Source organism: Mesorhizobium sp. M0615 (assembly GCF_040320805.1).
GTDB lineage: Bacteria > Pseudomonadota > Alphaproteobacteria > Rhizobiales > Rhizobiaceae > Mesorhizobium.
In genome coordinates this window covers 1-26,002 of sequence record NZ_JAMYQI010000023.1, presented here as the reverse complement: position 1 = coordinate 26,002, position 26,002 = coordinate 1, and the positions used below count along the sequence as shown (strand labels likewise).

The following is a 26,002-nucleotide window of genomic DNA, read 5'->3' as shown; positions in this document are numbered from 1 at the left end:
CAGGACGATGTGCCGTTGAGACATCGCGCCCACAATCGTCGGCCAAAAAGCCATCTTGTTTGTTGACTACAAAGCTCATGTTTTATAGTCAAGCAGGGGCACTCGGCCGCCTGAATTGTTTCCCAGCGGCGGTGCCGCGTTTGAGAGAAGCCAGAATCCGTGGCTGGAGTTTTCGGGGTCGAGATGGGGGTGTTCCCGCATCCCGTCACCGGCCAGCCGATCGGTTACGTGCAATGACGAAGCGAGGACGAAGCGTGTCCAGAAATGGTTTGTTGGCGGCGCTGGCCGCGGTCATGCTGTCGGCCGGCAGCGCTGCTGCGCAAGAGCAGCCAAACACGCAGCCCAGGGTGACGACGGTGCCCGCTGCAGATCCCCAGTCGGCGCCAACCGTAGTCGAACAGCCCGCACCGGCTGCGCCTGTCGCGCCGGCTTCGCCAACTGCCGGGCAGGCGGCGCCGACCGCGCCCCAGCCGGCAAACCAGCCCGGTGCATCCGCGCAGGCCGAGCCTTCGGCAATATCGCTGACGCTGCCGCACGATCTGTCGCCCTGGGGCATGTTCATGGCCGCCGACATCATCGTCAAGGCGGTGATGATCGGGTTGGCCTTCGCCTCGCTCGTCACCTGGACGGTGTGGCTGGCCAAATCGCTGGAGATTCTCTTCGGCAAGCTCGGCGCCCGGCGCGCTGCGCGCGCCATCGGCAATGCCGCGACACTGCGCCAGGCCGGGCGCTCGCTTGGCAACAATGGCGGCCCCGGTGCGCTTTTGGTGCGGGCAGCCGAGGAAGAGACTGCCCTTTCGGCCGGTGCGCTCGGCCATGTTACCGGCGACGGGCTGAAGGAACGAGTGGCGTCGCGCCTGTCGCGCATCGAGGCGGCGGCGGCGCGGCGCGTGTCGCGCGGCACCGGCGTGCTGGCGACGATCGGCTCGACGGCGCCCTTCGTGGGCTTGTTCGGCACCGTCTGGGGCATCATGAACGCCTTCATCGGCATCTCGCAGGCGCAGACCACCAACCTCGCGGTCGTCGCGCCCGGCATCGCCGAGGCGCTGCTCGCCACGGCGATGGGCCTGGTCGCGGCCATTCCCGCGGTGGTCATCTACAACGTCTTTGCGCGGTCGATAGCCGGCTACCGGCAGCTCCTTGCCGATGCCTCGGCCGGGGTCGAGCGGCTGGTCAGCCGCGATCTCGATTTCCGCACGGTGCCGCAGGCGCCCGCGCTGGCGGCGGAGTGATGGGCTATGGCGGCTAGAATTCGCGAGGCTATCGATGGCGATCTCGAGGAAAACCACGAGATCAATGTCACCCCGTTCATCGATGTCATCCTGGTGCTGCTGATCATCTTCATGGTCGCTGCACCCTTGGCGACAGTCGACGTCAATGTCGATCTGCCGGGTTCGACGGCGACGCCAGCACCCCGGCCGGAAACGCCGCTGTTCCTGACCCTGAAGGACGATCTGACGCTCGCGATCGGCAATGACAGCGTGCCGCGCCAGGCTTTCGCCGCGGTGCTCGACGGCAGAACCAAGGGCGACAAGCAGACCCGCATCTTCCTGCGTGCCGACAAGGCGGTCGGTTATGGCGAGCTGATGGAGGTGATGAACCTGCTGCGCGGCGCTGGTTATCTGAAGATCGCGCTGGTGGGGCTGGAGACGGTGCCGGCGGACGCATCCGCGGCGCACCGGGGCGCCGCCCCGTGACGCAACTGGCCGCCGCCGCACCCGCGGCCGACCCGCCACGCGCCGGCCTGCGCGAAATTGGCTTGTGGGCGGCTGCGGCCATTGTCATTGTCGGCGCGCATGTCGCGATCGCCTATGCCGTCCAGAGCTTCAGCCTGGCCAACATGGCCGATGGCGGCCCGCCGCCGGCTGTGGCTATCGAGCTGTCGCCGATGATGGTGGCGCCGGCGGTGCAGGAGGACTCGATGGCCGACGTGGTGACGCCTGAGCCGCCGAACCAGATCGAGGAGGCGGTTGCCGAACTGAAGCCCGTCGTGGAGCCCGAGCCCGGTCAGCCGGGGCCGGTCGCCGAGAAGACGGAAGCGGTTCAACCCGCCGCTCCGATCGAGACGGCAGCGGCCGAGCAGCCCGATCAATCGCCGCCGCTGGATGAGGTGGTGCCCGACATCGTCCCGACCATAGCGCCGGATGTGGTCATTCCGCCGCCCCAGACCAAGCCGGCGGAGACCAAGCCGATCGAGAAGGCGAAGAAGGCTGCCGAAAAACCCAAGCCGAAAGCAAAGAAAGAGAAGAAGGAAAAGGCCGCGCCGGCGAAAGCGGTCGTGACCGCCAGTGTCGATCAAAAGGCAGCGGCGAAGGCGTCGGCGCCGAAGGCTTCGCAATCGAGTGGATCATCAGTCAGTGCAAGCAAATGGAACTCCCAGCTGATCGGATGGATCAATCGGCACAAGCGCTACCCGAGCGCGGCAAGGTCGCGGCGCGCCGTGGGTACCGCAAATGTGACCTTCGTCGTCAGCGCTTCGGGCAAGGTGACCTCCGTCCGGCTGACCCGATCTTCGGGGGACGCCGATCTCGATCGCGCCGCGCTCGGCATTCTGCAGGGTGCGACGGTGCCCGCGCCACCGCCTGAGAAGGCCGGTACGGCTGTCGTGGCGCCTTTGATGTTCACGCTGCGGAACTAGAAGCAGCCGGACAAGGCCGATCCCATGACCACGTACTTTCCCGCTTGACTGACCCGCCGGACCGAATACGCTAGCGCAAAATACCGGCCTTGGTCGCCGGGCGGCAAATATGCCTCGTATGCCTCGCCCTCCGGCGCTGGCTGCGGGGCATTGTCATTTCTGAGGATCGGTTTGAAACGGCGTATCGAGATCGGCATCCTGTATTCCCGCTCGGGCAGCTACCAGTTGGTCTCCGATGCGTGCCGGATGGGCGCCACGCGCGCCATCGCCGACATCAATGCCGATCGGAGCTATGGCATCGAACTGGTTCCGGTCGAGCGCGATCCGCAAAGTAATGCCGATCGCTACGCGACTTTGTGCGAGGACATTTTCAGGACCAGCAGCGCGCGCCATGTCGTCGGTTGCGTCACCTCGTGGAGCCGCAAGGAAACCATCCCGGTGCTGGAGAAGGCCGGCGGCATGCTCTGGTATGCCTGCCCCTATGAAGGGTTCGAGGCCAACGAGCATGTCGTCTACATGCACGCCTGCCCCAACCAGCATCTGGTTCCGCTGATGGCGCATGTCGTGCCGCGTTTCGGCGCCAACGGCTTCCTGCTCGGCTCGAACTACATTTGGGGCTGGGAGATGAACCGCGTGGCGCGCGACCTGATCGCGGATGCCGGCGGCAAAGTGCTGGGCGAGCGCTATCTGCGCATCGGCGAGACCGACGTGTCGCGGTTGATCGCGGAAATCCGGGCGACGAGGCCGAGCTTCATCCTCAACAATCTGATCGGCACCTCGTCGTATGCCTTCCTGGCGGCTTACCGCGAGTTGGGCGATGAGGATGCGGCATTCAGGCCGGAAAACTGCCCCGTCATCTCCTGCAACCTCACGGAAGGCGAGTTGCCGGCGATCGGCGAGACAGGGAAAGGGCATCTGTCGGTCGGGCCCTATTTCGCGCCCCGGCCGGCTGCCTTCGCTTCGTCCTTCGAGGCCTCCGCCTATGCCTCGGTGCAGGTGATGGCCGACGTGCTGTCGCGCAACACTGATGCCGGCCCGGCGGAATTTTCCAAGGCCTTCGCCGAGCGGCGCTTCTCCACCCGGCTCGGGCCGATCGCCATCGACGCCCACTCCCAGCACGCGACGCTGCCAGTGATCATCGGCCGGATCGCCGATGGCTTCTTCGAGGTCGTCAGCCAGGAGGATGAGGTCGCGCCGGATCCCTATCTGTCGCGCTACGAGCCCGCCAAGACATTCGGCCGTCCGCGTCTGAGGGTGGTGTCATGACGCGGACGCGCATCCCCAATCTCGGCGGCGCGCGGGCTTTCATCCTGCATCGCCCGCATCCGACGGTGCAGGCCATCACCAGGCAATTGTCGGCCATCGGCCTGGCTACGATCGACTGCTGGCCGGAATTGCCGCCGGAAGCTCTCGCCGCCGATTTCGTCTTCTTCGATGCCGATCTCGGTTTCGACGAGCAGTTCCCGTGGGAAGCCGGTGAGGCGCCGATGCCGCTGGTGGCGCTGATCGGTTCCGAGGCGCCGGGGCGTATCGAATGGGCGCTGTCGCACAAGGCCGATGCGCAGCTGCTGAAGCCGGTCGGCAATGCCGGTGTGTACAGCGCATTGCTGATCGCAAGGCAGAGCTTCGAGGCACGCAAGCATTTAGCCGGCGAGATAGCGTCGCTGCGCCAGCGCGTCGCCGAGCGCCAGACCATTGTGCGCGCGGTGACGGCGCTGTCGAAAGGCAGCGATGACGAGCGTGCCTATGCGCAGCTGCGATCGCTGGCGATGAGCTGGCAGATCAGCGTCGAGGATGCCGCGCGCAGGATCGTGGCAATGACAAGCGAGGAAGCGACGGGGGAAGAAGGCGGCGATGACCAGTCCCATCGCGCCTGATCTACCGGTGCGCATGCCGGCAAAACCGCGCGCCGGTGTCTGGCGCCGGCTGGTGAAACGCCGCCTCGCGCTGCTCGGCCTGGTCATCGTCGCCATTGTCCTTGCCGGCGCTGTGCTGGCGCCCCGGCTGACCGGCTATGACCCCAACGAGCAGATGTTCGACGGCCTGACCATCGAGGGCTCGCCGCTGCCGCCCAGCGCCCAGTACTGGCTCGGCACCGACCTGCTCGGACGTGACCTCTTGACCCGCATCCTCTACGGCGCCCGCACCTCGCTCATCATCGGCATCGTCGCCAATGGCGTGGCGCTTTTGATCGGCACTTTGGTGGGCGTCACCGCAGGCTATTTCCGCGGCTGGATCGGCAGCGCGCTGATGCGCTTCACCGATCTGATGATGGCGTTCCCGGCGCTGCTGCTCGCCATCTGCCTGGCGGCAGTGTTTCAGCCCAGCCTGTGGATCGTCGCCATGGTCATCGCGCTGGTCAACTGGGTGCAGACGGCGCGTGTCATCTACACCGAGACATCGTCGCTGGCCGAACGCGAGTTCATCGATGCCGAGCGCAGCATCGGGGCGAGTGCGCCGCGCATCCTGTTTCGCCACATCCTGCCGCATCTCCTGCCCACCATCATCGTCTGGGGCACGCTCGGCATCTCCACCACGGTACTGCTGGAGGCGACGCTTTCCTTCCTCGGCATCGGCGTGCAGCCGCCGACGGCGTCGTGGGGCAACATCATTTTCGAGAACCAGACCTATTTCCAGGCCGCGCCCTGGCTGGTGTTCTTCCCCGGCGCCGCAATCCTGGCGTTGGCGCTGGCCTTCAATCTGATCGGCGACGCGCTGCGCGACATCCTCGATCCGACGCAAAGGGGCCGGGAATAATGGGGGGCCGGTCATGATCGCCTATCTCGGCCGCCGGCTGATCCAGTCGCTGCTCATCCTGCTTGGCGTCTCGCTGATCACTTTTGCGCTGCTCTACCTCTTGCCGGCCGACCCGGTGCGGCAGATCGCCGGCCGCAGTGCTACGCCGCAGACCGTGGAAAACATCCGCCAGCAGCTCGGCCTGGACCAGCCTTTCGTCGTCCAGTATTGGCACTACCTGACGAAGCTAATCAGCGGCGATCTCGGCCGCTCCTACATCCAGCGCTCGGAGGTTACCGAGCTCATCGTCTCGCGGCTGCCGGCCAGCCTGCTTTTGATGGTGGGCGCCATATTGTGCGAGTTGCTGATCGGTCTAAGCATGGGGCTGATCGCCGCCGTCAAGCGCGGCTCCGCCACCGACCAGACCCTGATGGTGGCCTCCTTCGTCGGCGTCTCGGCGCCGCAATTCGTCGTCGGCTTATTGCTGCTCTACGTCTTTGCCGTGCGGCTAAGCTGGTTTCCGATCGGCGGCTACGGCACATGGCGCCATCTGGTGCTGCCGTCGTTGACCATGGGCGTACTCGGCGCCGGCTGGTATGCGCGCATGATGCGCTCGTCGATGATAGACGTCCTGCGCCAGGATTATGTCCGCACGGCGCGGGCCAAGGGCCTGGCGCGCAGCGCCATCATATTCCGCCACGCACTGCCGAATGCCATCCTGCCGGTCATCGCCATGATCGGCATCGACATCGGCATCTTCATGGGCGGCATCGTCGTCGTCGAAAGCGTGTTCGGCTGGCCCGGCATCGGTCAGCTGGCGTGGCAGGCGATCCAGCGCGTCGACATTCCGATCATCATGGGCGTCACGCTGGTGTCGGCCTTCGCCATCGTGCTCGGCAATCTGCTCGCCGACATCATCGCGCCGTTCATCGATCCCCGCATCAAGCTCAGATGAAAACGAAACAGAGAAAGGGAACACAACAATGAAAAAGTTTCTCGCATCCACAGTCGCGGCATCCGCCTTGGCCCTCATGCTCGGCATGACAAGCGTCCGCGCCGAAGACACGGTCGATCCCAACGCCAAGCAAGGCGGCGCCATCACCATCACCTACAAGGACGATGTTGCGACCCTCGATCCGGCGATCGGCTATGACTGGCAGAACTGGTCGATGATCAAGAGCCTGTTCGATGGGCTGATGGATTACGAGCCAGGCACCACCAACCTGAAACCCGATCTGGCAGAAAGCTACGAGATTTCGCCCGACGGCCAGACCTTTACCTTCAAGCTGCGCCATGGCGTGAAATTCCACAATGGCCGCGAGATGACGGCCGACGACGTGAAATATTCGCTCGACCGCGTCACCAATCCGAAGACGCAGAGCCCCGGCGCCGGCTTCTTCGGCTCGATCAAGGGCTATGACGATGTCGCTGCCGGCAAGGCCGAAGGCCTTTCCGGCGTCACCGTCGTCGATCCCTACACGGTGAAGTTCGAGCTGACCCGGCCCGACGCCACCTTCCTGCATGTCATGGCCATCAATTTCGCCCATGTCGTGCCGAAGGAAGAGGTCGAGAAATATGGCGCCGATTTCGGCAAGCATCCGGTGGGCACCGGCGCCTTCAAGCTCGCCGAGTGGACACTCGGCCAACGCATCGTCTTCGAGCGCAATGCGGATTACTGGCACAAGGGCCTGCCGCATCTCGACAAGATCACCTTCGAGATCGGCCAGGAACCGATCGTGGCGCTGCTGCGCTTGCAGAAGGGCGAGATCGATGTGCCCGGCGACGGCATTCCGCCGGCAAAATTCCAGGAGGTGATGGCCGATCCCGAGCAGAAGGCGCGCGTCGTCGAAGGCGGTCAGCTGCACACCGGCTACGTCACCATGAACACTACCATGGCGCCGTTCGACAATGTGAAGGTGCGTCAGGCCGTCAACATGGCGCTCAACAAGGCGCGCATCATCCAGATCATCAACGGCCGCGCCGTGCCGGCCAACCAGCCGCTGCCGCCGTCGATGCCGGGCTACGACAAGGAATACAAAGGTTATCCCTATGACGTAGCCAAGGCCAAGGCGCTGCTGGCCGAGGCCGGTCATCCCGATGGTTTCGACACGCAGCTGTTCGCCATGAACACCGATCCCAACCCGCGCATTGCCCAGGCGATCCAGCAGGACCTGGCGGCCATCGGCATCAAGGCCAGCATCCAGTCGCTGGCGCAGGCCAATGTCATCGCCGCCGGCGGTGACAAGGCCGGCGCGCCGATGATCTGGTCGGGCGGCATGGCCTGGATCGCCGACTTCCCCGATCCGTCGAATTTCTACGGCCCGATCCTCGGCTGCGCCGGCGCGGTGCCGGGCGGCTGGAACTGGTCGTGGTACTGCAATAAGGACCTCGACGCTAAGGCGGCCGAGGCGGATTCTGTGGTCGACCCGGCAAAGGCCGGCGAACGCGACAAGATGTGGAGCGCCATCTACGACAAGGTGATGGAAGACGCGCCCTGGGCGCCGGTCTTCAACGAACAGCGCTTCACCATGAAATCCGCCCGAATGGGCGGCGCCGACAACCTCTATGTCGACCCGGTCCATATCCCGATCAACTATGACAATGTGTACGTAAAAGATGTGCAATAGCTGCGACTACACCATCCATGGGCGCCATCACCATTTCGGCTGGGACAATTCCTTTATCCCGGCCGAGCGGGTGGCGCCCGGCGCGACCATCGAGTTCCAGTGCCTCGATGCCGCCGGCGGCCAGCTGAACGCCGACAGCACGGTCGCCGAAATCGTCAAGCTCGACTTCGCCGGGGTCAACCCGGTGACCGGGCCGATCTTCGTCGAGGGCGCCGAGCCGGGTGACGCGCTCAAGGTGACGATCGAGATGTTCAAACCGTCCGGCTTCGGCTGGACGGCGAACATTCCCGGTTTCGGCCTGCTCGCCGATGACTTCACGGAACCGGCGCTGAACATCTGGAAATACGATGCAGCCGCGCTCGAACCGGCGCTGTTCGGGAAAAACGCGCGCGTGCCACTGAAGCCGTTCGCCGGCACCATCGGCAATGCGCCGGCTGAGATGGGGCTTCACTCGGTGGTGCCGCCACGGCGGGTCGGCGGCAATCTCGACATCCGCGATCTCGCTGCCGGCACGACGCTCTATCTGCCGGTTGAGGTGGCCGGCGCGCTGTTCTCGGTCGGCGATACGCACGCCGCACAAGGCGATGGCGAGGTCTGCGGCACGGCGATCGAGAGCCCGATGGACGTCGTGCTCAAGCTCGACCTTGTCAAGGACGCCAGGCTGAAGACGCCGCGCTTCACCACGCCGGGCCCGGTGACGCGCCATCTCGACGCCAAGGGTTACGAGGTGACGACGGGGATTGGGCCGGATCTGATGGCGGGCGCGAAGGAGGCGGTGGCGCAGATGGTCGATCTGCTCGCTGGGCGTTACCAGATCGATCCGGTCGAGGCCTATATGCTGGCCTCGGTGTGTGGTGATCTGCGCATCAGCGAGATCGTCGACATGCCGAATTGGGTGGTGTCGTTCTATTTTCCGCGTTGCGTGTTTGAATGATGTCAGGTCGGCGCTGCACCCCCACCCCGCTGCTTCGCAGCGACCCTCCCCACAAGGCGGAGGGTAAAGCGCTGCCGCCCTACCTCCCCCTTGTGGGGAGGTCGGACCGGACGTCCGGGTGGGGGGCAGCGCCAAGGTTTGTGCGAATGGTGCGACGGAACCAATCCGTCGCAGGGCTCCACCCACAATGACCCTCGCCGACACCCCCGTCCTCTCCATCGCCAACCTCTCCGTCAGCGTGCGCGGCGAGGACGGCGAGCGCGATGTCGTCTCCAACCTGTCGCTGACGCTGGCGCGCGGCGAGACGCTCTGCATTGCCGGCGAATCCGGCTCCGGCAAGTCGATGACCGCGCTGGCGATCATGCAGCTTTTGCCGCAGCCGGCGGCGCGCATATCGTCAGGCATGATCCGTCTTCGGGATGGGAATCGGGGCGACACCGACCTAGCAACCCTCGACGAACGCCAGATGCGGCGCATTCGCGGCGACCGCATCGCCATGATCTTCCAGGAGCCGATGACCTCGCTCAACCCGGTTCTGTCGATCGGCCGGCAACTCACCGAATCAATCGAGGCGCATACCAGCCTGTCGTCGGCGCAAGCCCGCCGGCGCGCCATCGAGGCGTTGAAGGCGGTGCGCATTTCGGAGGCGGAAAGCCGGTTAAAGCAGTTTCCGCACGAACTCTCCGGCGGCATGCGCCAGCGGGTGATGATCGCCATGGCGCTGGCGCTCGAGCCCGACGTGCTGATCGCCGACGAACCGACGACGGCGCTCGACGTCACCGTGCAAGGCGAAGTGCTGGAGCTGTTGCGCGACCTGCAGCGCCAGCATGGCACCAGCGTCATCCTGATCACCCACGATATGGGCGTGGTTGCCGAAATGGCCGACCGGGTCATCGTCATGCGCGACGGCCGCATGGTCGAAGAAGGCACGACATCGGATATTTTTGTCCAGCCGCAGGCCGACTATACGCGCGAACTGCTGGCTGCCGTGCCGCGCATCGGCAGTGGCGTCGGTCGACAGAAATCCAGGGATGCGATTGACGTCTTGAAACCGGCCAATGTCGCCGAGATCAACGACCTGCATGTCCGCTTCGATCTGCGTGGCGGCATCTTTGGCCAGGTCACCCGCCGCGTCCACGCCGTCGAGGGCGTCAGCTTCTCGATCGCGCCCAACGAAACGCTTGCTCTGGTCGGCGAATCCGGCTGCGGCAAGTCGACGACCGCCAAGGCGCTGGCCGGACTGGCGCCGTATAGCGGCGACATCGTCATTGGCGGGCGCAATCTCTCCGGTCTTGGCCGCGACGAGCGCAAGGCGGTGCGCCGTGACGTCCAGATGATTTTCCAGGATCCCTTCGCTTCGCTCGATCCGCGCATGCGCGTCGGCGAGCTCGTCGCCGAGCCGCTGGTGATCCATGGCATCGCCTCGAAGGACGAGCGCCGGGAACGGGTCGCGGCGCTGTTCGAGCGCGTCGGCCTGTCGGCCGACCAGATGGAGCTTTACCCGCACGAATTCTCCGGTGGCCAGCGCCAGCGCGTCTGCATTGCACGGGCGCTGGCGCTCCGACCAAAACTGATCATCGCCGATGAAAGCGTCTCGGCCCTCGACGTTTCGGTGCAGGCGCGCGTGCTCGATCTCCTGAAGGAATTGCAGCGCGAATTCGGCGTCGCCTATCTCTTCATCTCGCACGACATGGCGGTGGTCGAGAACATTTCCGACCGCGTTGCCGTCATGTATCTCGGCCAGATCGTCGAGATGGGCACGCGCGACCAGGTGTTTTCCAACCCGCGCCATCCCTACACCAGGCGGCTGATCGACGCCGTGCCGGTGCCCGATCCGGCGCAGCGCAGAACGCGCTTCGCGCGCCTCGACCAGGAAATCCCGAGCGCCACCCGCAGGATCGGGGAGGCGCCGCTGAAGCTGGCGCTGAACGATGTCGGAGGCGGCCATCTGGTTGCTGCGGAAAGCTGAGCCCGCACTGGCTGGCGATTGCAGCTTTACCTTGTTAAGCACAACCAGGACTTGTCATCTCGGGTTTACCACGCCTTAGGTAGATGACGGCCACTATACGGTCGGCGTTCTTGCCCTGGGGGAAAACAGTGCTCAAGGCGGTTCTGCAGCTGCTGCCGGGTCGGTTCATGGATGTGCGCATGCGCGTATCCGCCGACTACGAGACGCGTGTCGTGGAGCGGCCCGGGCGCTGGATGAAGGCTGCCGAACTGGAGCAGCTGAGCAGCGATCTGCGGCTGGTAGCGTCCAAGACACTGAAGTTCGGCAGCCTGACCTATGGCGTGTTTTCCGGTGACCGCAGCCGGCTGGAACATTCCATCATCACCATCGTCTATCGCCGCAGCGACGGGCGGCCGATCGCCTTCAACGCGCTGGCGCTGATGGAGATTTCGCTGGCCGGCAAGCCCTATGAAGTCTTGCACCTCGGTCTGGTCATGATCGATCCGGACGAGCGCAGCCGTGGTCTCAGCTGGATCCTCTACGGCCTGACCTGCTTCCTGATGTTTTTGCGCAACCAGTTCAGGCCGATCTGGATCTCCAACGTCAGCCAGGTGCCGGCCGTCGTCGGCATGGTCGCGGAGGCGTTCAGCAATGTGTTTCCCGGACCGCATGCCGGCGCGCGGCGCTCGCTGACCCATGTGCTTTTGGCGCGGCAGATCATGGCGCGGCACCGCCATGTCTTCGGCGTCGGCCCCGAAGCGGGTTTCGACGAAGAGCGTTTCGTCATCACCAATGCCTATACGGGCGGCTCGGACGATCTGAAGAAAACCTTCGACGAGACGGCCAAGCACCGCGAGGAGACCTTTAACGAGTTCTGCCGCAAGGAACTCGACTACGGGCGCGGCGACGATGTGCTGCAGATCGGCCAGATGAGCTTCCAGTCGGCGCGCACCTTTCTCGCCGACACGGTTCCGCGCCGCTCGCTTGCAGCACTTGCCGTGGCCGGCGCGGCCGCCACGCTGCAGCGGCTGGTGCTGCCGGTGGTTCACTGGGCCGATAGCACCCGCCAATGGAATGTGCTGAGACCATGGACACGCTGATGGCTTCATTCGTGGCGTCTCGGTTTATCCGCAAGCTGATGGCAGCCGGCCGATGATGAACCTCGACGGCACGCTCGTCGCCGACACCATCACCTCGCTAGCGGCGCTGGTTGGCCTGCTTGTCGTGATATCGATCATAGGCGGGCGCGACACGGGCGATCCGCTGTCGCGGCGCTTTCTATTCGGCCTCAAGGTGCTGGCAGTGCTGCTTGCCTGCCGCATCCTCGACTGGACCACGGGTCTTGCCTTTTTCCGGTTCGTCACCATCACGGCGGCGGGTCTGCTGCCGCTGGCCGCACTGCTGCTGACCGAAGGCCTGCTGCGCCGGCACGCGCCGTTCGCTCTCAAATTGTTCGCCGCTGGCGGTGCCCTGCTGTTCTTCCTTCTGGCGCCGATCCCGGCACGTTTCGCTGAACCATGGCGAATGGCGGTACTACTTGCCTTCCAGTTCGGAGGTTTTCTCGCCATCGGCTGGTTGGTGATGACGCGCGATCGCGACAGCCTGTCGGCGGCCGAAAACCGCACCGTCGAGCGCATGGCGCTGTCGCTGCTGCTGATCCTTCCGTTCATGGTCACCGACTATCGGCCCGGCCTGTTCGAAGTGCCGGTGCGGCTCGGCGGCATCGCCATCCTGTTCCTGTGCTGGTTGACGATCGGCCTTGGGCGGGCAAGCCTCGGCCATCGCGACACGATCGGCGCCTTCGCCGTCATTGCGCTGAGTTCGATGTTTGCCGGGCTGGCGCTGGGCGGCATCGACGATCTCGGCTGGCGCGGCAGTGTGCAGGGCGTGGTGATCGTGCTTTCCGCAACGCTGCTGGCGGTCATCTACAATGACAGCGTCAGCCTCAATGCGGAGAAGCGCCGCGACTCGTTGCTGAAACACATGGCCGAGGGTGATCTCACCGATTCGGCGCGCTTCCTGCGCGGCCTGCAGAGCCATATCCTAGTCGACGGTGCGCTGATCCTGCCGGCAGCCGACCTCGGTGATTTCGACCTGAAGGTGCTGGCCCGTGCACTGGAGCAGGAGCCCGTGCGCTCGCTCGCCGATACGCAGCCGGGGGCGCCAGTCGACCAGGATATACGCGAGCAGCTTGCCTGGCTGTTCGAGAAATTTGAGGCGACCCATGTGCTGCTGGCGACGCTCGAGCCGTTGACCGTGGTGGCGCTCAACATGCCGGCGCTGGCATCGTCGCCGGGCGTGGAAATGGAGCTGCGGGCAGTCCAGCGCATGGCGATGCTGATCTCGCAGCGGCATGCGAAGGGTTGATCATACTGAACGGGCCGGCTCTTGCGTCGGCCCGTTGCCGTAGCCGGGTCAGGCGGCCTTGGTCTTCAAGGCCTCTTCGTCGCGCACCATTTTTGTCACGGCGGCGAAGTCGAGCTTGCCGGAGCCAAGGACCGGTACCTTTGAGACCACCCGCACTTCGGCCGGGACCATCAGGTCCATGGCGCCGTTGGCCTTGGCGTAGGCGAGGAATTCCGCTCGTGTGGCGCCGGATGCCTCAGTGATGAGGATCAGCTTTTCGCCCTTGCGCGCGTCGGGCACCGTGGCGACCGCCGACAGCGAGCCCTTCCACAATTCGCCGGCCAGCGCTTCGACAGCGGCGAGCGAGATCATCTCGCCGCCGATCTTGGCGAAGCGCTTGGCGCGGCCGCGAATGGTGATGAAGCCGCCTTCGTCGATAGCGACGACGTCGCCCGTATCATGCCAGCCGTCCTCCAGCGGTTCGAGCACGCCGGGCTTCTCGGCCCGGAGATAACCGGCCATGACATTGGGGCCGCGCACGAACAGCCGGCCGCCTTCGTCGACGCCGGGGACCGGATCGAGGCGGTATTCCATGCCGGGCATGATCTTGCCGACGGTTCCAGAGCGATTGTACATCGGCGTGTTGATGGAGATCACCGGCGCCGTCTCGGTGACGCCATAGCCCTCGAGTATGCGGACGCCGAACTTCTCCATATAGGTCATGCGCGTCGCTGTCTTGACCGGCTCCGCGCCGGCAAAACAATAGCGTATCGAGCGGAAGTCGTAGGGGTGCGCGGTGCGGGCATAGCCGGAGAGGAAGGTGTCGGTGCCGAAGATGATCGTCGCGTTCGAGCCGTAGATCAGTTCCGGCACGAGGCGGTAGTGCAGCGGCGAGGGGTAGAAATAGACCGGCACGCCGGAGATCAACGGCAGCACCGTGCCCGCGGTCATGCCGAAGGAGTGGAAGATCGGCAGCACGTTGAACACCTTGTCGCCCGAATGGAAGTCGATACGCGACGCCGCCTGGGCGGCGTTGGCCAGGATGTTGCGGTGGGTCAGAACGACGCCCTTCGGCGTGCCTTCCGAACCCGAGGTGAACAAGATCACCGCCGCATCGCCGGGCTTGCGTTTCGCGCGCGGCGTCGACTTGCGCAGCAAGCCGAGCAGCTTATCCTTGAGACTGATGGTCTTTCTGAGATCGTCGAGCCACACGATGTCGACCGAGCGACCGAGTTCCTCGACTACAGCGCCGAGCTTTGCCTGTTCGACGAACGCGCGGGACGTCAGCACGGTGCGGACTTCGGCGGCCTTGCAGGCGGACAGAATATTGGCAGCACCTGCGGTGAAGTTCATCATCGCCGGAACCTTGCCGGCGGACATGACGCCGAGCAGCGTCGCGCAAGAGCCGTTGGCGTTGGGCAGCATGATGCCCAGCGTCTGCTGGTCGGCATAAAGGTTCTGGAACTTCTCACCAAGCACGGCGGCAGCCGTGAGCAGCTTGCTGTAGCTGAGAGAACCGGTGATCGGATCCTGAACTGCGAGCTGATTCATGCCGCGTTCGTTCGCCGTCTCGATGATCTTTTCCAGTACGGTCTTGTCGATGTCCTGGGTGCGGAAAACGAGATCCGACATCACCTGGTAGAGCGCGGAACCCGCCGCGGCGCGGCGCTTGCGGCCCTTCAGCTCTTGCGGCACCTCGAGCTTGACCGGTTCCAGAATGGTCACTTTGACCTTCGGGAACAGGCGGCGGCGCACATGCTGCGAGCTCAACCGCGAGAAGTAGGTCTTCTCCAGCCCGTCGATGCGCACCGGCACAACCATCGAGCCGGTCTTGTCGGCAACCATGGCGGCGCCGTCATAGACCTTCATCAGGCCGCCGGTCACCGTGATGCGTCCCTCCGGGAAGATCACCAGCGGATCGCCGCCCTGCACGATCTTGATCAGCGTGCGGGTCGACATCGGCTTGGCCGGGTTGAGCGGCAAAGCGCGGGCAAGTTTCATGAACGGCTTCATCCACCAGGCCTGGGCAATGGTGTAGTCGATGGCGAAGACCGGCTCCTCATCGGTCAGCGTCAAGGCGAGCGGACCGTCGAGGAAGCTGACATGGTTGAGCGCCAGGATCGGCGCCTTGCCGGCCGCCTTGAGGTTTTCCATACCCTCGACTTCGAGGCGCAGGAAAGCGCGGAACAGGATGGAGACGAAGTCACGGAAGGGGTTCGTCGGCAAATATTTCAGCATCAGCCAGGCGGCAATCGCATTGGCCGCGACGAGGCCGAACAGGATGCCGCCGGTCGAGACCTTCGTCTGGATCAGGGCCATGATGATGCCGCCGCCAGTCATGAAACCGGCATTGACGATACTGACGGCGGCGACGACCCGGGCGCGCCGCGCTTCGGGCGACCAGGCCTGCACGGCGGCGAAGGTCGGCACCACCAGGAAAGCGGCTGCAATGGCCATGCCGGCGAGGTCGATGGCGACGCGGATCGTGTTTGGGCCGGCGAAGAATGCGCCAAGGGTTTCCGCCTGGGGCGACGGCGTCATGCCGGAGATGGTCCAGGCGAGATGCAGGCCGAACAGGGCGAGCAGCGCCGTGCCGACCGGTGCCGGCAACAGCACGATGCGGCCCTGCGACATCCAGGCGGCGATGGCCGAACCGATGGCGATCGAGACGGCGAACACGGCGAGGTAGACGGTGACGGCCATTTCGTTGCCGCCGAGCGAATCCTTGATCAGGACCGGCAGGAGCGAGAGCACGATGGCGCCGATCAGCCAGAACCACGACGTCATCAGGCCGGCGCGCCAGATGCGCGTGTCGGTGCGCAATTCGGCGACCTGGCGCCAGGTCGAGCGGAAGATGTTCTTGTCGATGACAAGGTCGGGCGCCGCCGAACCGGTGGACGGGATATAGCGGCTGACGAGCCAGCAACCGACGGCGAGCGCCATCATGATCGGTCCGAACACCGCGACGCCGATGCCATCGGCGGAAACGACGCCGCCGGCTATGGTGCCGCCGAGAATCGCGGCAAACGTGGCTGACTCGATCCAGGCGTTGGCCTTGGGCAGTTCCTTGCGTTCGAGGTGATCGGGCAGGATTCCGTATTTGATCGGTCCGAACAGCGCCGAGATAACGCCGAACATCAACAGCGCCGTCATCAGCACGGGAATGGACGACAGGGCGATGCCGACGACGGAGACACCCGCCGCGGCGATCTCGGCGAATTTCAGACGCTTGGCTATGAGAGCCTTGTCGAAGCGGTCGGCGAGCTCGCCGCCGAGCGCCGACAGGAGCAGGAAGGGGGCCATGAAGACGGCGCCCGCCAAGGTGACCAGTGATGCCGCCTGGTCCGCCGCCAGCGTGAACAGAATAAGGAACACCAGCGTGTTCTTGAGGAAATTATCGTTGAAGGCGGACAGGAACTGCGTCCAGAACAAGGGCGCAAAGCGCCTGGAGGTCATCAGATGAGCTGTCGGTCGGTTGATCGGGGCGATTTCCATAGCGGCGACTTCCATTGGGCAAGACCGGTGAAAATCCTGACTGGATTGATCAGCGGTCTTGCGCGTTGAGCCTTGTTTAGCGGGAACCCGGTTACACTTCGTTACTGCGGCTGACTTCCATCAGCAACTTCTCGGTCTTGGCGTCTTCCAGCCGGTTGATGAAGCGGCTTGCCTCTTCCGAGTCGCGCAGTGTCTTGGTGATGGTGATCGAGGTGTGCACGAGCATGATGGCGGCCATGGCATAAAACCCCTTGGCGGCGAAGCTCGCCTCCATGAAGTAGATGCCGCCGGCCATCATTGTGGCGGCAACGGCGAAACTGGCCATGGTGAAGGTCTTCCAGGCGCTTGAGTCCTTGGGGGAATAGGTGTTCGGGGTCATCGATATGGTCCTTTCGTTTCAAGGTTAGGTTGGTTGGGCGTGGGTCTGTTTCAGGCTGGATACAATCAGGCCGGATACAATCAGACTGGATAACAATCAGGCCGGGTACGATCAGGCCGGCTTGGTCATGGTCTTCGTGAGCCGTTCGAGCACGGCGTCGGCGCTGCTTCTCAGCGGCGCGCCGCAGCCGGCGGCCGCAAGCTTCTCTGAGACCGCGGCAGGATCGCCCGACTGTTCCATCTCGGCCATGGCGGCCGCGGTGGCGTCGATCTGCTTTTGCCTGGTGCGCAGGCGCAGCAGCGTCTCCTCGGCGTCCCTGAGCGCCGACAGGCTGGAGCCGGGCGCGCTTTCTCGCAGGCGCTGGGTCGAGTCGACCGCGGCAACGATGCGCTGGCCGCGCTGCAATTCGCGCAGGCGCATTTCGGAGACGCGGATGATCCGCTTGAGACGCTCGATCTCGGTGCCGAAGCTTTTCTGCGCCTCGGCGGAGGCGTCGCGTTCGGCTTCCAGCATGGCGATGGTTTCGGCGGCTTCGCGGGCCAGTTCATTCTGTCCCTGCTCGATCGCGGCGATCGTGCGCTTTTCCAAATCGTCGATGCGGAGGACAAGCTTCTTGAACTGCGCGACTTCCTGTTCGTTCTGGGCGATGGCAATTGCAACCGCCCGGCGGGCGGCCGCGATAGCGTCGGCGCAATCGCGGATCTGCTGGCGCAGGATTATCAGCGCGTTGCGGTCGACGACCGCCTCGGCGGCTTCGTAGCTTCGGCCGCGAACGAGAGCAAAAAACTGTTTCAACATTTCCGTTTCTCCTCTATGAACGTTGTTCATGAGGCAAAGTAGCACATTGTGAACGGCGTTCAAGGAGAAAATGAACGGTGTTCATGATTGCGCATAAGAGAAGGTTAATGACCGCAAAACGGGACGCCAAACGCGAGGACCTCAAAGGCAGGCTGATCGAGGCCGCGCAAGCGCGCATCCAGTCCTCGGGGCTCGCCGGTCTGCGTGCGCGCGACATCACGGCCGATGCCGGCTGCGCGCTGGGCGCGCTCTACACCGCCTTCGCCGACCTGGACGAGCTCATCCTGCATGTCAATTCGATCACGCTGGCAAGACTTGGGGCGGCGTTGGAACAAGAGGCGACCGGCGCGGCCGAGCCAAGGGCCAAGCTGAAGGCACTGGCCAAGGCCTATCTCGGCTTCGCCCGCGGCAATCGCATGGCGTGGAAGGCGCTGTTCGAGCATCGCATGGCGCCAGGCGTGGCGGTGCCCGGATGGCATCTGGCCGAACATGCCGTGCTGATCCAGCATCTGGTCGAGCCGCTGGCGGCGCTGCTCCCGGCGGCGGCAACGCCGGAGCTTTTGGCCCGCGCGCGCACGCTGTTCTCCGCCGTGCATGGGATCGTCGCCATCTCGCTCGAAGACCGTTTCATTGGCCTGGCGTCCACCGATCTCGAAAGTGAGCTGCTAGGTTTCGTCGGCACGCTGGTGAGCGGACTGGAGACGGAAAGGGAATGAACTGCTGCGATCGGCTCTTGCCTCACGGCACTCTGCCCTTATGAAGATCGTGGCGGGGACTGGCCGGTTGATCCAGGCCGGCTGAGACTGTTGGGGATATCCGGTGACAATCGATCAGAACCGTCGGTTTCGACCCGAAATACAGGGGCTGCGCGGCTTGGCGGTCGCGCTTGTCGTGGTCTATCACATATGGCCGGATGTGCTGCCTGGCGGATATGTCGGCGTCGACGTCTTTTTCGTCATCTCTGGCTATCTGATCACGGGCCTGCTGGCGCAGATGGCGCTGCGCGGCGGCCGGATTTCACTGATCGAATTCTACTCGCGACGGGTGCGACGATTGTTGCCGGCAGCAACCCTGGTGCTGCTGGTGGCATTGCTGGGCACGCTGCTTTTCATCTCAAAGGCGCGCTGGGAGGAAATGGGCAACCAGATCGTGGCGAGCGCTCTTTATGTCGAGAACTGGCGGCTGGCCTCGATTGCGGTCAGCTATCTCGAGGCCGACACCTTGCCGAGCCCGGTGCAACACTACTGGTCGCTTTCCATCGAAGAGCAGTTCTACATCGCCTGGCCGTTGGTGATGATCGGCGTGATCTGGCTGGCGCGCCGCCGTGACCTTCCGCTGAGGGCCTGCTTGATCGGGGCGTTGTCGCTCATTTTCGCGGCATCACTTGTTGCCTCTGTCGTTTTGACGGCGACGGATCCGGCCCAGGCCTATTTCGTCAGCCATACCCGCCTGTGGGAATTGGCGCTGGGTGGTCTGCTGGTGCTGACCGAACACCAGTTTCGACTGGCGGCACTCACTAGACAGTGGCTGGCGATCGCCGGCATCCTGGGCATCGTTGCGTCCGCCTTGCTGTTTTCCGCTGCAACTCCATTTCCCGGCGTCAGTGCGTTGTTGCCGACCTTGGCCACAGTGCTGGTCATCCTGGCTGGCGAGGTTGAAGTCGGCCGGTTTCGTGGGCTCGATTCGTTGCCACTTCGTTTCATCGGCGATCGCTCCTACTCGGTCTATCTATGGCATTGGCCGCTGATCACCATCTCCCAGGCGCAGGGTCATTCGCTGACCCTTGCCGGCGGTTTCGGCCTGATTGCGGCGACCCTGCTTCTATCGGATCTGTCCTATCGATATGTTGAGCAGCGCTACCGGCAAGCTCGGGGCGGCGCCTGGTGGAAGCCGCTGGGATACGGCACCGCGGCGGTTCTCACATGCGTGGCCGCATCCGGCAGCCTGCTGCTCTTTCTGAAGACCGAACGCATCGACACCGCGCTGATCGGCACGCCTTCCTACCCTGGGCCCGCCGCTCTCGTCTCCGGCGCCGTGGTCCCGGACGGTGTGAACCTTCTGCCGCCGCTGGCCCGGCTGAGGCGGGACGTGCCGGTCGTGTATGCAAGGAAGTGCCACCAGGAGGAAAGCTCGGAGCCCAAACGATGCTCTCTAGGCGATCCCACGGGTGCGAAAACAATGGTTCTGGTGGGAGATTCTCATGCAGCCCAGTGGGTGCCGGCACTGGACAAGATCGCAAAGGACCGCAACTTCAAACTGGTTACCTTTACAAAATCCGCCTGCCCATTCACCCGCGTGGCCATCACGGCGGATGGCAAACCCAACGTCTTATGCGCGCAGTGGCACGAAAAGGTGCTGGCCGAGATCCTAAAGCTGAAACCGGATCTGATCTTCACCAGCCAGTCCAATTACGGAGCGGTTCAGCAAGACGTGATGATCGAGGGGCTGCGAAGTCTCTGGGGCGGGCTGACGGACGCCGGCTCGCAAATCGTTGCCATCCGCAACACGCCCTATATGAAATTCGACCCGGGCGAATGCCTGAGTTCGACCCCAACGAAATGCGTCACCAAACTGAGCGATATTGAGCGGAGCAACGTGTTGGCGCTGGCCGCGGAAGGACAGAAAAATGTGCGCGCCATCGATATGCTCGATGCCATTTGCGGGCCGCAACTATGCCCGGCAGTTGTCGGCAACATCATCGTCTGGCGGGACAGTCATCATCTGACCGCCAGCTACTCGCTTGCCCTGGCGCCCTATCTCGCAGCGAAGGCGGGGCTTTGACGAGACGTCTCGGAACTTAGATGTGTCGACAGGCAGGAAAATTCCGCTGGTGGAGCTGAGGAGGATCGAACTCCTGACCTCGTCATTGCGAACGACGCGCTCTCCCAGCTGAGCTACAGCCCCGTCCAGCGGATGGCGCATTTATCGAAGGCGGCGGTTTCCTGTCAAGGCGGGGTTTTGCCGAAATCCCTTGTGCCCGGTGCTTATAGGCGACCGGCCCTTGCCGGTTTGGCGCGCAATGGCTACATGTCGGCAACAATCGGAGACCGGCATGCTCGCCCTCATTCAAACAATCGTCATGGCGCTGGACCTGTACTGGTGGGTCATCATCGCCTCGGCGATCTTTTCCTGGCTCTATGCGTTCAACGTCGTCAACTCGCGCAATCAATTTGTCGGCAGCATCGGCAACATGCTCTACCGGCTGACCGAGCCGGCGCTGCGGCCGATCCGTCGGTTCATGCCCGACCTCGGCGGCGTCGACATTTCGCCGATCATCCTGCTTCTGCTCCTGTTCTTTCTCAGGCAGCTCATTCTCACCACGATAGCGCCGCTGGTCCTGTGAGCCTGACGATGGCATGAGCGCGCCATTCCGCTTGCGCGCCGACGGCATCGACCTGTTTATCCGGCTGACACCCAAGTCTTCGGTGGACAGGCTCGAAGCCGTCGAACCTCCGTCGGCGGGCGCAGCCATTTGAAGGCGCGCGTGCGCGCCGTGCCGGGCCAATGCGGCGCTGGAACGGCTGGTGGCCAAGGCGCTGGGCGTTCCGGCATCGGTCGTGTCGGTCATTGCAGGCGGCACGGCGCGGCTGAAGACCGTGCGTGTCGGGGGTGATCCGGCGGTGCTGGCGCAGCGTATCGGGGCGCTCAGCGGCTGATCGAAGATCCAGCGTTGCGGCATGCAGCCCCTTGATCTGTCGGCGGAACAGCGCCCCCCTCTGTCCTGCCGGACATCTCCCCCACGAGGGGGGAGATTGGCAGTTTCCGCCCCACTCTCAATCCCCCAGCGGCAACTTCGGATCGTCGACCTTCAGCGTGTTCACGCTCTGCTTGATGCGGCGCAGGTTTTCGAGAACCCTGGGTCCGCGCGTTTCGGCCACGGAGGTGACGATCATGTCGATGATCGACAGCAGAGCATAGCGCGACGAGGTCGGCTTGTAGATGTTGCCGTCCTCCAGCGACTGGAACTGGACGACAGTGTCGGCGGCCTTGGCGAGCGCTGACTCCGGCGGGGTGATGGCGATTGTGGTGGCGCCATATTGCTGGGCAACCTGCACGGCGTCGATCACCGAGCGAGCATAGCCGGACACCGAGAACGCGATCAACGTCGTCTCCGACGTAGCGACCGCGGCATACATGCGCTGCAACTGCCCGTCGATCTGCGCCAGCACCGGCACGCCCAGCCTAAACAGCCGGTTCTGCATCTCGGTCGCCATCATCGAGGAAATGCCGCCGGAGCCGATGCACAGCACATTGCCCGAACTGACGATGCGCGCGGCCACGCCCACCAGCGTCTTCATGTCGAGGTTTTCGCTGGCGCGCTGGATGGCGGCGATTGCCGCTTCGGTGATGGCCGACGCAATGCGCTGCTCGCGCGCGTCCCGGTTCAGCGGTTCGGGCGATAGATACTGGCCGCCAATGGCGATCGCCTGCGCCAGGTAGAATTTGAAATCGCGCAGACCCTCGCAGCCGAGATTGCGGCAGAAACGGGTGACTGTCGGCTCGCTGACGCCGACGCGCGCGGCAATTTCCGAGATTGCCGCCTTGGAGGCAAAGTCGAGATCGGTGAGCACGAGACCGGCCAGGCGGCGGTCCGATTTGGTGCCGTCCTGCGACATCAGCTGCAGGCGCGTGATGATGTCGGCCGGCGTTTTCATTTCTGGGTTGTCGTCTTCATCGTGGTATTTTCGTTTTCATCCGGCGCTCATAGCGGCAGGCCTGTCGCCGTGTCGAACAGATGGATGTTGCCCGGCGCTACCGAGACCGGCAGCAGTTCACCCGGCTTGACCTGAACCCGGTCGCGGAATACGGCGCGCACCGTGTCAGCGCCGATGGCGCCATAGACATGGGTTTCCGAGCCGGTCGGCTCGACGACATCGACCTTGATCGCCATCGCGTCGACAGCCTCGCCGATGACGAAGTGTTCGGGCCGTATGCCGGCCTCGACCGTGCTGCCAGCCGGCACCGTCTTGCTGCCGAGCGCCAGTCGCCCTCCGCCGGCCGATTCGAACCAGCTTTTCTCGGGCGTCGTCTTCAGGGCGCCGGAGACAAAACTCATCGACGGCGAGCCGATGAAGGAGGCGACGAATTTGTTGGCGGGACGGTCGTAGAGTTCCAGCGGTGCGCCGACCTGCTGGATCTTGCCGCGGTCCATCACCACGATGCGGTCGGCCATGGTCATGGCCTCGATCTGGTCGTGGGTGACGTAGACGATGGTCGATTTCAGCCGCTGGTGCAGCGCCTTGATCTCGGTGCGCATCTGCACGCGCAATTGCGCGTCGAGATTGCTGAGCGGCTCGTCGAACAGGAACACCGAGGGTTCGCGCACGATGGCGCGGCCCATGGCGACGCGCTGGCGCTGGCCGCCCGACAGTTCCCGGGGATAGCGGTCGAGATAGGAGAACAGGTTGAGGACGCCGGACGCCTTTTTCACCTTGTCGTCGATTGCCGTGCGGCTTTCGCCGCGAATCTTGGGACCAAAGCCGATATTGTCGGCCGCTTTCAGGTGCGGAAACAGAGCATAGGACTGGAAGACCATCGCGATGTTACGCTGTTGCGGCGGCAAATCGTTGGCGCGCACGCCGCCGATCAAGAGGTCGCCTGAGGTGATCGGCTCCAGCCCGGCCAGCATGCGCAGCAAGGTCGACTTGCCGCAGCCGGAAGGGCCGACCAGCACGACGAACTCGCCGCTCTTGATGTCGAGGCTGATGTTTTCGAGGATCTTATGGCGTCCGAAAGATTTCGACAGGTCGCGGAACTCGACATCGGTCATGGTCAGGCTCCCAATATGTCGTCGATGAAGGGCAGGAAGCCGGCGGTCAGTCCGGCGTCGACCGGCACCACCGCGCCGGTTATCCCCGATGCGCGATCCGAAACAAGGAAGGCCACCGCTTCGGCCACTTCCGTGGCGTCGACGATGCGGCCGAGCGGATAGAGCCGCTTGAGCTTGCCGAGAACATCCGGGTTCTTGGCCAGCCGATGGTCCCATGCGGCGGTGCGGATCGAGCCGGGGCAGACGACATTGGCGCGCAGCCCGTTGCGGCCGAGTTCCACAGCGATCGCTTTGGCATAGGCATTGATGCCGGCCTTGGCTGCGGCATAGGCCGGGTTGCCGAAGTGGGCGATGGCGTTGACGGAAGAGATGAAGACGACGCTGCCCGAACCGCGCGCGGCCATCGCCTTGATCAGTGGATCGGCGAACAGCATCACCCCGGTCAGATTGAGGTCGAGCTCGTGCTCAATCTTATCGGGTGTCAATGCGGCAAGCGTCTCTGCGCGCGTCCAGCCGGCATTGTTGATCAGCATGTCGGGAACGCCATCTTTCTCAAGGATCGCTGGTATCGCCGCCTCGATGGAAGCCCGGTCGAGGAGGTCGAAGGCGTGACGCGACGCCAGGTGTGGGCTGCGCAACGCATCTTGCGACTGGTCGCAGCCGACGACCCGCGCGCCTCGTTGGGCCAGCAGCGCCACAATAGCCGAGCCGAGCCCGCCGCCGGCGCCGGTCACCAGCACGGTCTTGCCCGCGAATTCGGCCGTTGAAACCACCCTGCGCGCCTCCCTGGGATCCACGATAGTCGGAAAACGCTATTTTAGGAAATGTAATTAAGCAACAGGATAATCCGCTTGCGCGGCGTGAAATGAAGGATAATGTAGGAAAGTCACATAAAGCCATGGCCGCCTGAAAGCCGCAAGAGCGCAGGCGCCAATCAAATGGGAGAGATCGAATGAAGCTTGCAAAATGGACTGTCGGCCTGATGGCCGGAATGAGCCTGCTCGCCCTGGCCGCCCAAGCAGATGCCGGCGAGGTGCGCGTAACCGTCGCCGAATACAGCGCCAAGACCGGCCCGTATTTCGAAGCGGTGAAAAAGGAATTCGAGGCAGCCAACCCGGGTATCACCGTCAAGTTCGAAGTTGTGCCGTGGGACGTGCTGCTGCAGAAGCTGACCACCGACATCACCGCCGGCACCAATGCCGACCTGTCGATCATCGGCACCCGCTGGCTGATCGATTTCGTCCAGCAGGATGTCGCCGAGCCGCTCGACGCCTACATCAAGCCAGACTTCAAGGACCGCTTCATCGACACCTTCCTGTCGCCGTCGATCATGGAGGGCAAGACCTATGGCCTGCCGATCGCGGCTTCGGCGCGCGCCATGTACTACAACAAGGAATTGTTCGAGAAGGCCGGAATCGCCAACCCGCCGGCAACCTGGACCGAGTTGCAGGAGGATGCGCGCAAGATCAAGGCGCTGGGCACCGGCACGTTCGGCTTCGGCCTGCAGGGCAAGGAGATCGAGACCGACGTCTATTACTACTATGCGATGTGGTCGCAAGGCACCGAGATTCTCAACAAGGATGGCACGTCGGGCCTCGGCACGCCGGGCGCGCTCGAAGCCGCCAAGCTCTACAAGTCGATGATCGACGAAGGCCTGACGGAACCCGGCGTCACCTCCAACAACCGCGAGGACGTCCAGAACCTGTTCAAGCAGGGCAAGGTCGGCATGATGATCACCGCGCCCTTCCTGTCCAACCAGATCAAGGACGAGGCGCCGAACCTGAAATATGGCGTGGCCGCTATCCCCGCCGGACCGACCGGCGCGCGCGGCACGTACGGCGTCACCGATTCCATCATCATGTTCAAGAATTCCAAGAACAAGGATGAGGCCTGGAAGCTGCTCGACTTCCTGTTCACCACCGAACAGCGCGCCAAGTTCACGCAAGGGGAAGGCTTCCTGCCGGTGAACAAGGAAGAGGCCAAGATGGACTATTACGTCAACAATGCCGATCTGGCAGCGTTCACCGCGCTGCTGCCCGACGCCCGCTTTGCACCGGTCATCCCCGGCTGGGAAGAAGTCGCCCAGATCACCTCGGATGCCATGCAGAAGATCTATCTCGGCGGCGACCCCGAGGCAGGCTTGAAGGAAGCGGCTGGCAAGGCCAACGCCGTGATCAAGAAATAGGGCGTATCTCCCTGCGCCCGGGGGGGGCCCCCGGGGGGGGCGCCCCGACTCGCCCCCCCGGGGGGGGGGGGGGGGGGGGGGGGGGGCCGGCGCGGGGGGGGCGGCGCGCGGCGCCCCCCCCCCCCCGCGGGGCGGGGGGGGGGGGG

At 64.1% G+C, this 26,002-nt stretch carries 22 protein-coding genes, 1 tRNA gene and 1 pseudogene; 17 read left to right on the top strand and 7 right to left on the bottom strand.

The features are described 5' to 3' along the window. Positions 1-254: 254 nt before the first annotated feature. The 12 genes from exbB to NKI46_RS28455 all read left to right on the top strand — a co-directional run bounded on the left by exbB (position 255) and on the right by NKI46_RS28455 (position 13,250). The gene (exbB, locus tag NKI46_RS28510; protein WP_352749145.1) at positions 255-1,232 is read left to right on the top strand and encodes a tonB-system energizer ExbB; all 978 of its coding nucleotides are present in this window, start codon (positions 255-257) and stop codon (positions 1,230-1,232) included. A 6-nt stretch (positions 1,233-1,238) separates the two neighbouring features. Beyond that, complete coding sequence (gene exbD, locus NKI46_RS28505; protein WP_023710186.1) at positions 1,239-1,697, top strand: TonB system transport protein ExbD; 459 nt, start codon at positions 1,239-1,241, stop codon at positions 1,695-1,697. Next, positions 1,694-2,638 carry an energy transducer TonB family protein gene (locus NKI46_RS28500; protein ID WP_286487911.1) on the top strand — a complete coding sequence of 315 codons (945 nt, stop codon included), beginning with the start codon at positions 1,694-1,696 and terminating at the stop codon, positions 2,636-2,638. The genes exbD and NKI46_RS28500 overlap by 4 nt, the downstream gene beginning before the upstream one ends. A 171-nt stretch (positions 2,639-2,809) precedes the next feature. Then, the gene (locus NKI46_RS28495; RefSeq protein WP_352749141.1) at positions 2,810-3,904 is read left to right on the top strand and encodes a transporter substrate-binding protein; all 1,095 of its coding nucleotides are present in this window, start codon (positions 2,810-2,812) and stop codon (positions 3,902-3,904) included. Then, complete coding sequence (locus NKI46_RS28490; RefSeq protein WP_352497700.1) at positions 3,901-4,515, top strand: ANTAR domain-containing response regulator; 615 nt, start codon at positions 3,901-3,903, stop codon at positions 4,513-4,515. The genes NKI46_RS28495 and NKI46_RS28490 overlap by 4 nt, the downstream gene beginning before the upstream one ends. After that, positions 4,493-5,395: an ABC transporter permease gene (locus tag NKI46_RS28485; RefSeq protein ID WP_023668590.1), complete on the top strand. Its 903-nt coding sequence runs from the start codon at positions 4,493-4,495 to the stop codon at positions 5,393-5,395. The genes NKI46_RS28490 and NKI46_RS28485 overlap by 23 nt, the downstream gene beginning before the upstream one ends. 13 nt (positions 5,396-5,408) lie before the next feature. Further along, positions 5,409-6,329, top strand: coding sequence for an ABC transporter permease (locus NKI46_RS28480; RefSeq protein ID WP_023668591.1), 921 nt, complete (start codon positions 5,409-5,411; stop codon positions 6,327-6,329). Positions 6,330-6,405: 76 nt separating this feature from the next. Next, positions 6,406-8,001, top strand: a complete 1,596-nt coding sequence (locus NKI46_RS28475) for an ABC transporter substrate-binding protein (protein WP_444849001.1) — start codon at positions 6,406-6,408, stop codon at positions 7,999-8,001. Next, positions 7,991-8,935, top strand: coding sequence for an acetamidase/formamidase family protein (locus NKI46_RS28470; RefSeq protein ID WP_023747348.1), 945 nt, complete (start codon positions 7,991-7,993; stop codon positions 8,933-8,935). Before NKI46_RS28475 ends, NKI46_RS28470 begins: the two co-directional genes overlap by 11 nt. Positions 8,936-9,122: 187 nt before the next feature. After that, positions 9,123-10,904: an ABC transporter ATP-binding protein gene (locus tag NKI46_RS28465; protein WP_352749137.1), complete on the top strand. Its 1,782-nt coding sequence runs from the start codon at positions 9,123-9,125 to the stop codon at positions 10,902-10,904. Positions 10,905-11,032: 128 nt separating this feature from the next. Then, a complete protein-coding gene (locus NKI46_RS28460; protein WP_352749134.1) occupies positions 11,033-11,983 on the top strand; it encodes a hypothetical protein in 951 nt (316 codons plus the stop codon). Positions 11,984-12,035: 52 nt separating this feature from the next. Next, positions 12,036-13,250 (top strand): hypothetical protein, encoded by a 1,215-nt coding sequence (locus NKI46_RS28455; RefSeq protein ID WP_352749131.1) that lies wholly within the window; start codon positions 12,036-12,038, stop codon positions 13,248-13,250. Positions 13,251-13,298: 48 nt separating this feature from the next. Here the strand turns inward: NKI46_RS28455 and NKI46_RS28450 are convergent, their stop codons facing one another. The 3 genes from NKI46_RS28450 to NKI46_RS28440 all read right to left on the bottom strand — a co-directional run bounded on the left by NKI46_RS28450 (position 13,299) and on the right by NKI46_RS28440 (position 17,901). After that, positions 13,299-16,724 (bottom strand): acyl-[ACP]--phospholipid O-acyltransferase, encoded by a 3,426-nt coding sequence (locus tag NKI46_RS28450; protein ID WP_352749128.1) that lies wholly within the window; start codon positions 16,722-16,724, stop codon positions 13,299-13,301. 91 nt (positions 16,725-16,815) lie between these two features. Next, entirely contained in the window at positions 16,816-17,103 is a 288-nt protein-coding gene (locus NKI46_RS28445) for a YiaA/YiaB family inner membrane protein (protein ID WP_023668598.1), read from the bottom strand. A 111-nt stretch (positions 17,104-17,214) separates the two neighbouring features. After that, positions 17,215-17,901, bottom strand: coding sequence for a PspA/IM30 family protein (locus NKI46_RS28440; RefSeq protein WP_023681449.1), 687 nt, complete (start codon positions 17,899-17,901; stop codon positions 17,215-17,217). A 107-nt stretch (positions 17,902-18,008) separates the two neighbouring features. Between NKI46_RS28440 and NKI46_RS28435 the strand changes: the two genes are divergently transcribed. Both NKI46_RS28435 and NKI46_RS28430 read left to right on the top strand, forming a co-directional pair. After that, positions 18,009-18,617 carry a TetR/AcrR family transcriptional regulator gene (locus NKI46_RS28435; protein ID WP_352749124.1) on the top strand — a complete coding sequence of 203 codons (609 nt, stop codon included), beginning with the start codon at positions 18,009-18,011 and terminating at the stop codon, positions 18,615-18,617. 103 nt (positions 18,618-18,720) lie between these two features. Beyond that, on the top strand, positions 18,721-20,682 hold the full coding sequence (locus NKI46_RS28430) for an acyltransferase family protein (protein ID WP_081726890.1): 1,962 nt from the start codon (positions 18,721-18,723) through the stop codon (positions 20,680-20,682). Between the two features lie 47 nt (positions 20,683-20,729). On the opposite strand, the gene NKI46_RS28425 is transcribed toward NKI46_RS28430, so the two are convergent. Continuing rightward, a tRNA-Ala gene (locus NKI46_RS28425) sits at positions 20,730-20,805 on the bottom strand. 148 nt (positions 20,806-20,953) lie between these two features. Between NKI46_RS28425 and NKI46_RS28420 the strand changes: the two genes are divergently transcribed. Together NKI46_RS28420 and NKI46_RS28415 are read left to right on the top strand one after the other, a co-directional pair. Continuing rightward, the gene (locus NKI46_RS28420) at positions 20,954-21,244 is read left to right on the top strand and encodes a YggT family protein (protein ID WP_023668602.1); all 291 of its coding nucleotides are present in this window, start codon (positions 20,954-20,956) and stop codon (positions 21,242-21,244) included. Between the two features lie 13 nt (positions 21,245-21,257). Beyond that, a pseudogene (locus NKI46_RS28415) lies at positions 21,258-21,557 on the top strand (DUF167 family protein). Between the two features lie 117 nt (positions 21,558-21,674). On the opposite strand, the gene NKI46_RS28410 reads toward NKI46_RS28415, so the two are convergent. From NKI46_RS28410 to NKI46_RS28400, 3 genes are read right to left on the bottom strand one after another with little or no spacing between them, the layout of a single operon-like run. Then, positions 21,675-22,556 carry a MurR/RpiR family transcriptional regulator gene (locus NKI46_RS28410; RefSeq protein ID WP_023737942.1) on the bottom strand — a complete coding sequence of 294 codons (882 nt, stop codon included), beginning with the start codon at positions 22,554-22,556 and terminating at the stop codon, positions 21,675-21,677. A 47-nt stretch (positions 22,557-22,603) separates the two neighbouring features. After that, on the bottom strand, positions 22,604-23,671 hold the full coding sequence (locus NKI46_RS28405) for an ABC transporter ATP-binding protein (protein WP_023742179.1): 1,068 nt from the start codon (positions 23,669-23,671) through the stop codon (positions 22,604-22,606). Positions 23,672-23,673: 2 nt separating this feature from the next. Beyond that, positions 23,674-24,444, bottom strand: coding sequence for an SDR family NAD(P)-dependent oxidoreductase (locus NKI46_RS28400; RefSeq protein ID WP_023737940.1), 771 nt, complete (start codon positions 24,442-24,444; stop codon positions 23,674-23,676). A gap of 179 nt (positions 24,445-24,623) precedes the next feature. On the opposite strand from NKI46_RS28400, the gene NKI46_RS28395 reads away from it, so the two are divergent. Further along, on the top strand, positions 24,624-25,856 hold the full coding sequence (locus tag NKI46_RS28395; RefSeq protein ID WP_023737939.1) for an ABC transporter substrate-binding protein: 1,233 nt from the start codon (positions 24,624-24,626) through the stop codon (positions 25,854-25,856). Positions 25,857-26,002: the final 146 nt, after the last annotated feature.

Excerpts from the sequence above, each read along its gene's own strand:
- exbD (WP_023710186.1), top strand. The coding sequence starts at position 1,239 with ATGGCGGCTAGAATTCGCGAGGCTATCGATGGCGATCTCGAGGAAAAC.
- NKI46_RS28490 (WP_352497700.1), top strand. The coding sequence starts at position 3,901 with ATGACGCGGACGCGCATCCCCAATCTCGGCGGCGCGCGGGCTTTCATC.
- NKI46_RS28485 (WP_023668590.1), top strand. The coding sequence starts at position 4,493 with ATGACCAGTCCCATCGCGCCTGATCTACCGGTGCGCATGCCGGCAAAA.
- NKI46_RS28480 (WP_023668591.1), top strand. The coding sequence starts at position 5,409 with ATGATCGCCTATCTCGGCCGCCGGCTGATCCAGTCGCTGCTCATCCTG.
- NKI46_RS28475 (WP_444849001.1), top strand. The coding sequence starts at position 6,406 with ATGCTCGGCATGACAAGCGTCCGCGCCGAAGACACGGTCGATCCCAAC.
- NKI46_RS28470 (WP_023747348.1), top strand. The coding sequence starts at position 7,991 with ATGTGCAATAGCTGCGACTACACCATCCATGGGCGCCATCACCATTTC.
- NKI46_RS28465 (WP_352749137.1), top strand. The coding sequence starts at position 9,123 with ATGACCCTCGCCGACACCCCCGTCCTCTCCATCGCCAACCTCTCCGTC.
- NKI46_RS28455 (WP_352749131.1), top strand. The coding sequence starts at position 12,036 with ATGATGAACCTCGACGGCACGCTCGTCGCCGACACCATCACCTCGCTA.
- NKI46_RS28450 (WP_352749128.1), bottom strand. The coding sequence starts at position 16,724 with ATGGAAATCGCCCCGATCAACCGACCGACAGCTCATCTGATGACCTCC.
- NKI46_RS28445 (WP_023668598.1), bottom strand. The coding sequence starts at position 17,103 with ATGACCCCGAACACCTATTCCCCCAAGGACTCAAGCGCCTGGAAGACC.
- NKI46_RS28440 (WP_023681449.1), bottom strand. The coding sequence starts at position 17,901 with ATGTTGAAACAGTTTTTTGCTCTCGTTCGCGGCCGAAGCTACGAAGCC.
- NKI46_RS28435 (WP_352749124.1), top strand. The coding sequence starts at position 18,009 with ATGACCGCAAAACGGGACGCCAAACGCGAGGACCTCAAAGGCAGGCTG.
- NKI46_RS28420 (WP_023668602.1), top strand. The coding sequence starts at position 20,954 with ATGCTCGCCCTCATTCAAACAATCGTCATGGCGCTGGACCTGTACTGG.
- NKI46_RS28410 (WP_023737942.1), bottom strand. The coding sequence starts at position 22,556 with ATGAAAACGCCGGCCGACATCATCACGCGCCTGCAGCTGATGTCGCAG.
- NKI46_RS28405 (WP_023742179.1), bottom strand. The coding sequence starts at position 23,671 with ATGACCGATGTCGAGTTCCGCGACCTGTCGAAATCTTTCGGACGCCAT.
- NKI46_RS28395 (WP_023737939.1), top strand. The coding sequence starts at position 24,624 with ATGAAGCTTGCAAAATGGACTGTCGGCCTGATGGCCGGAATGAGCCTG.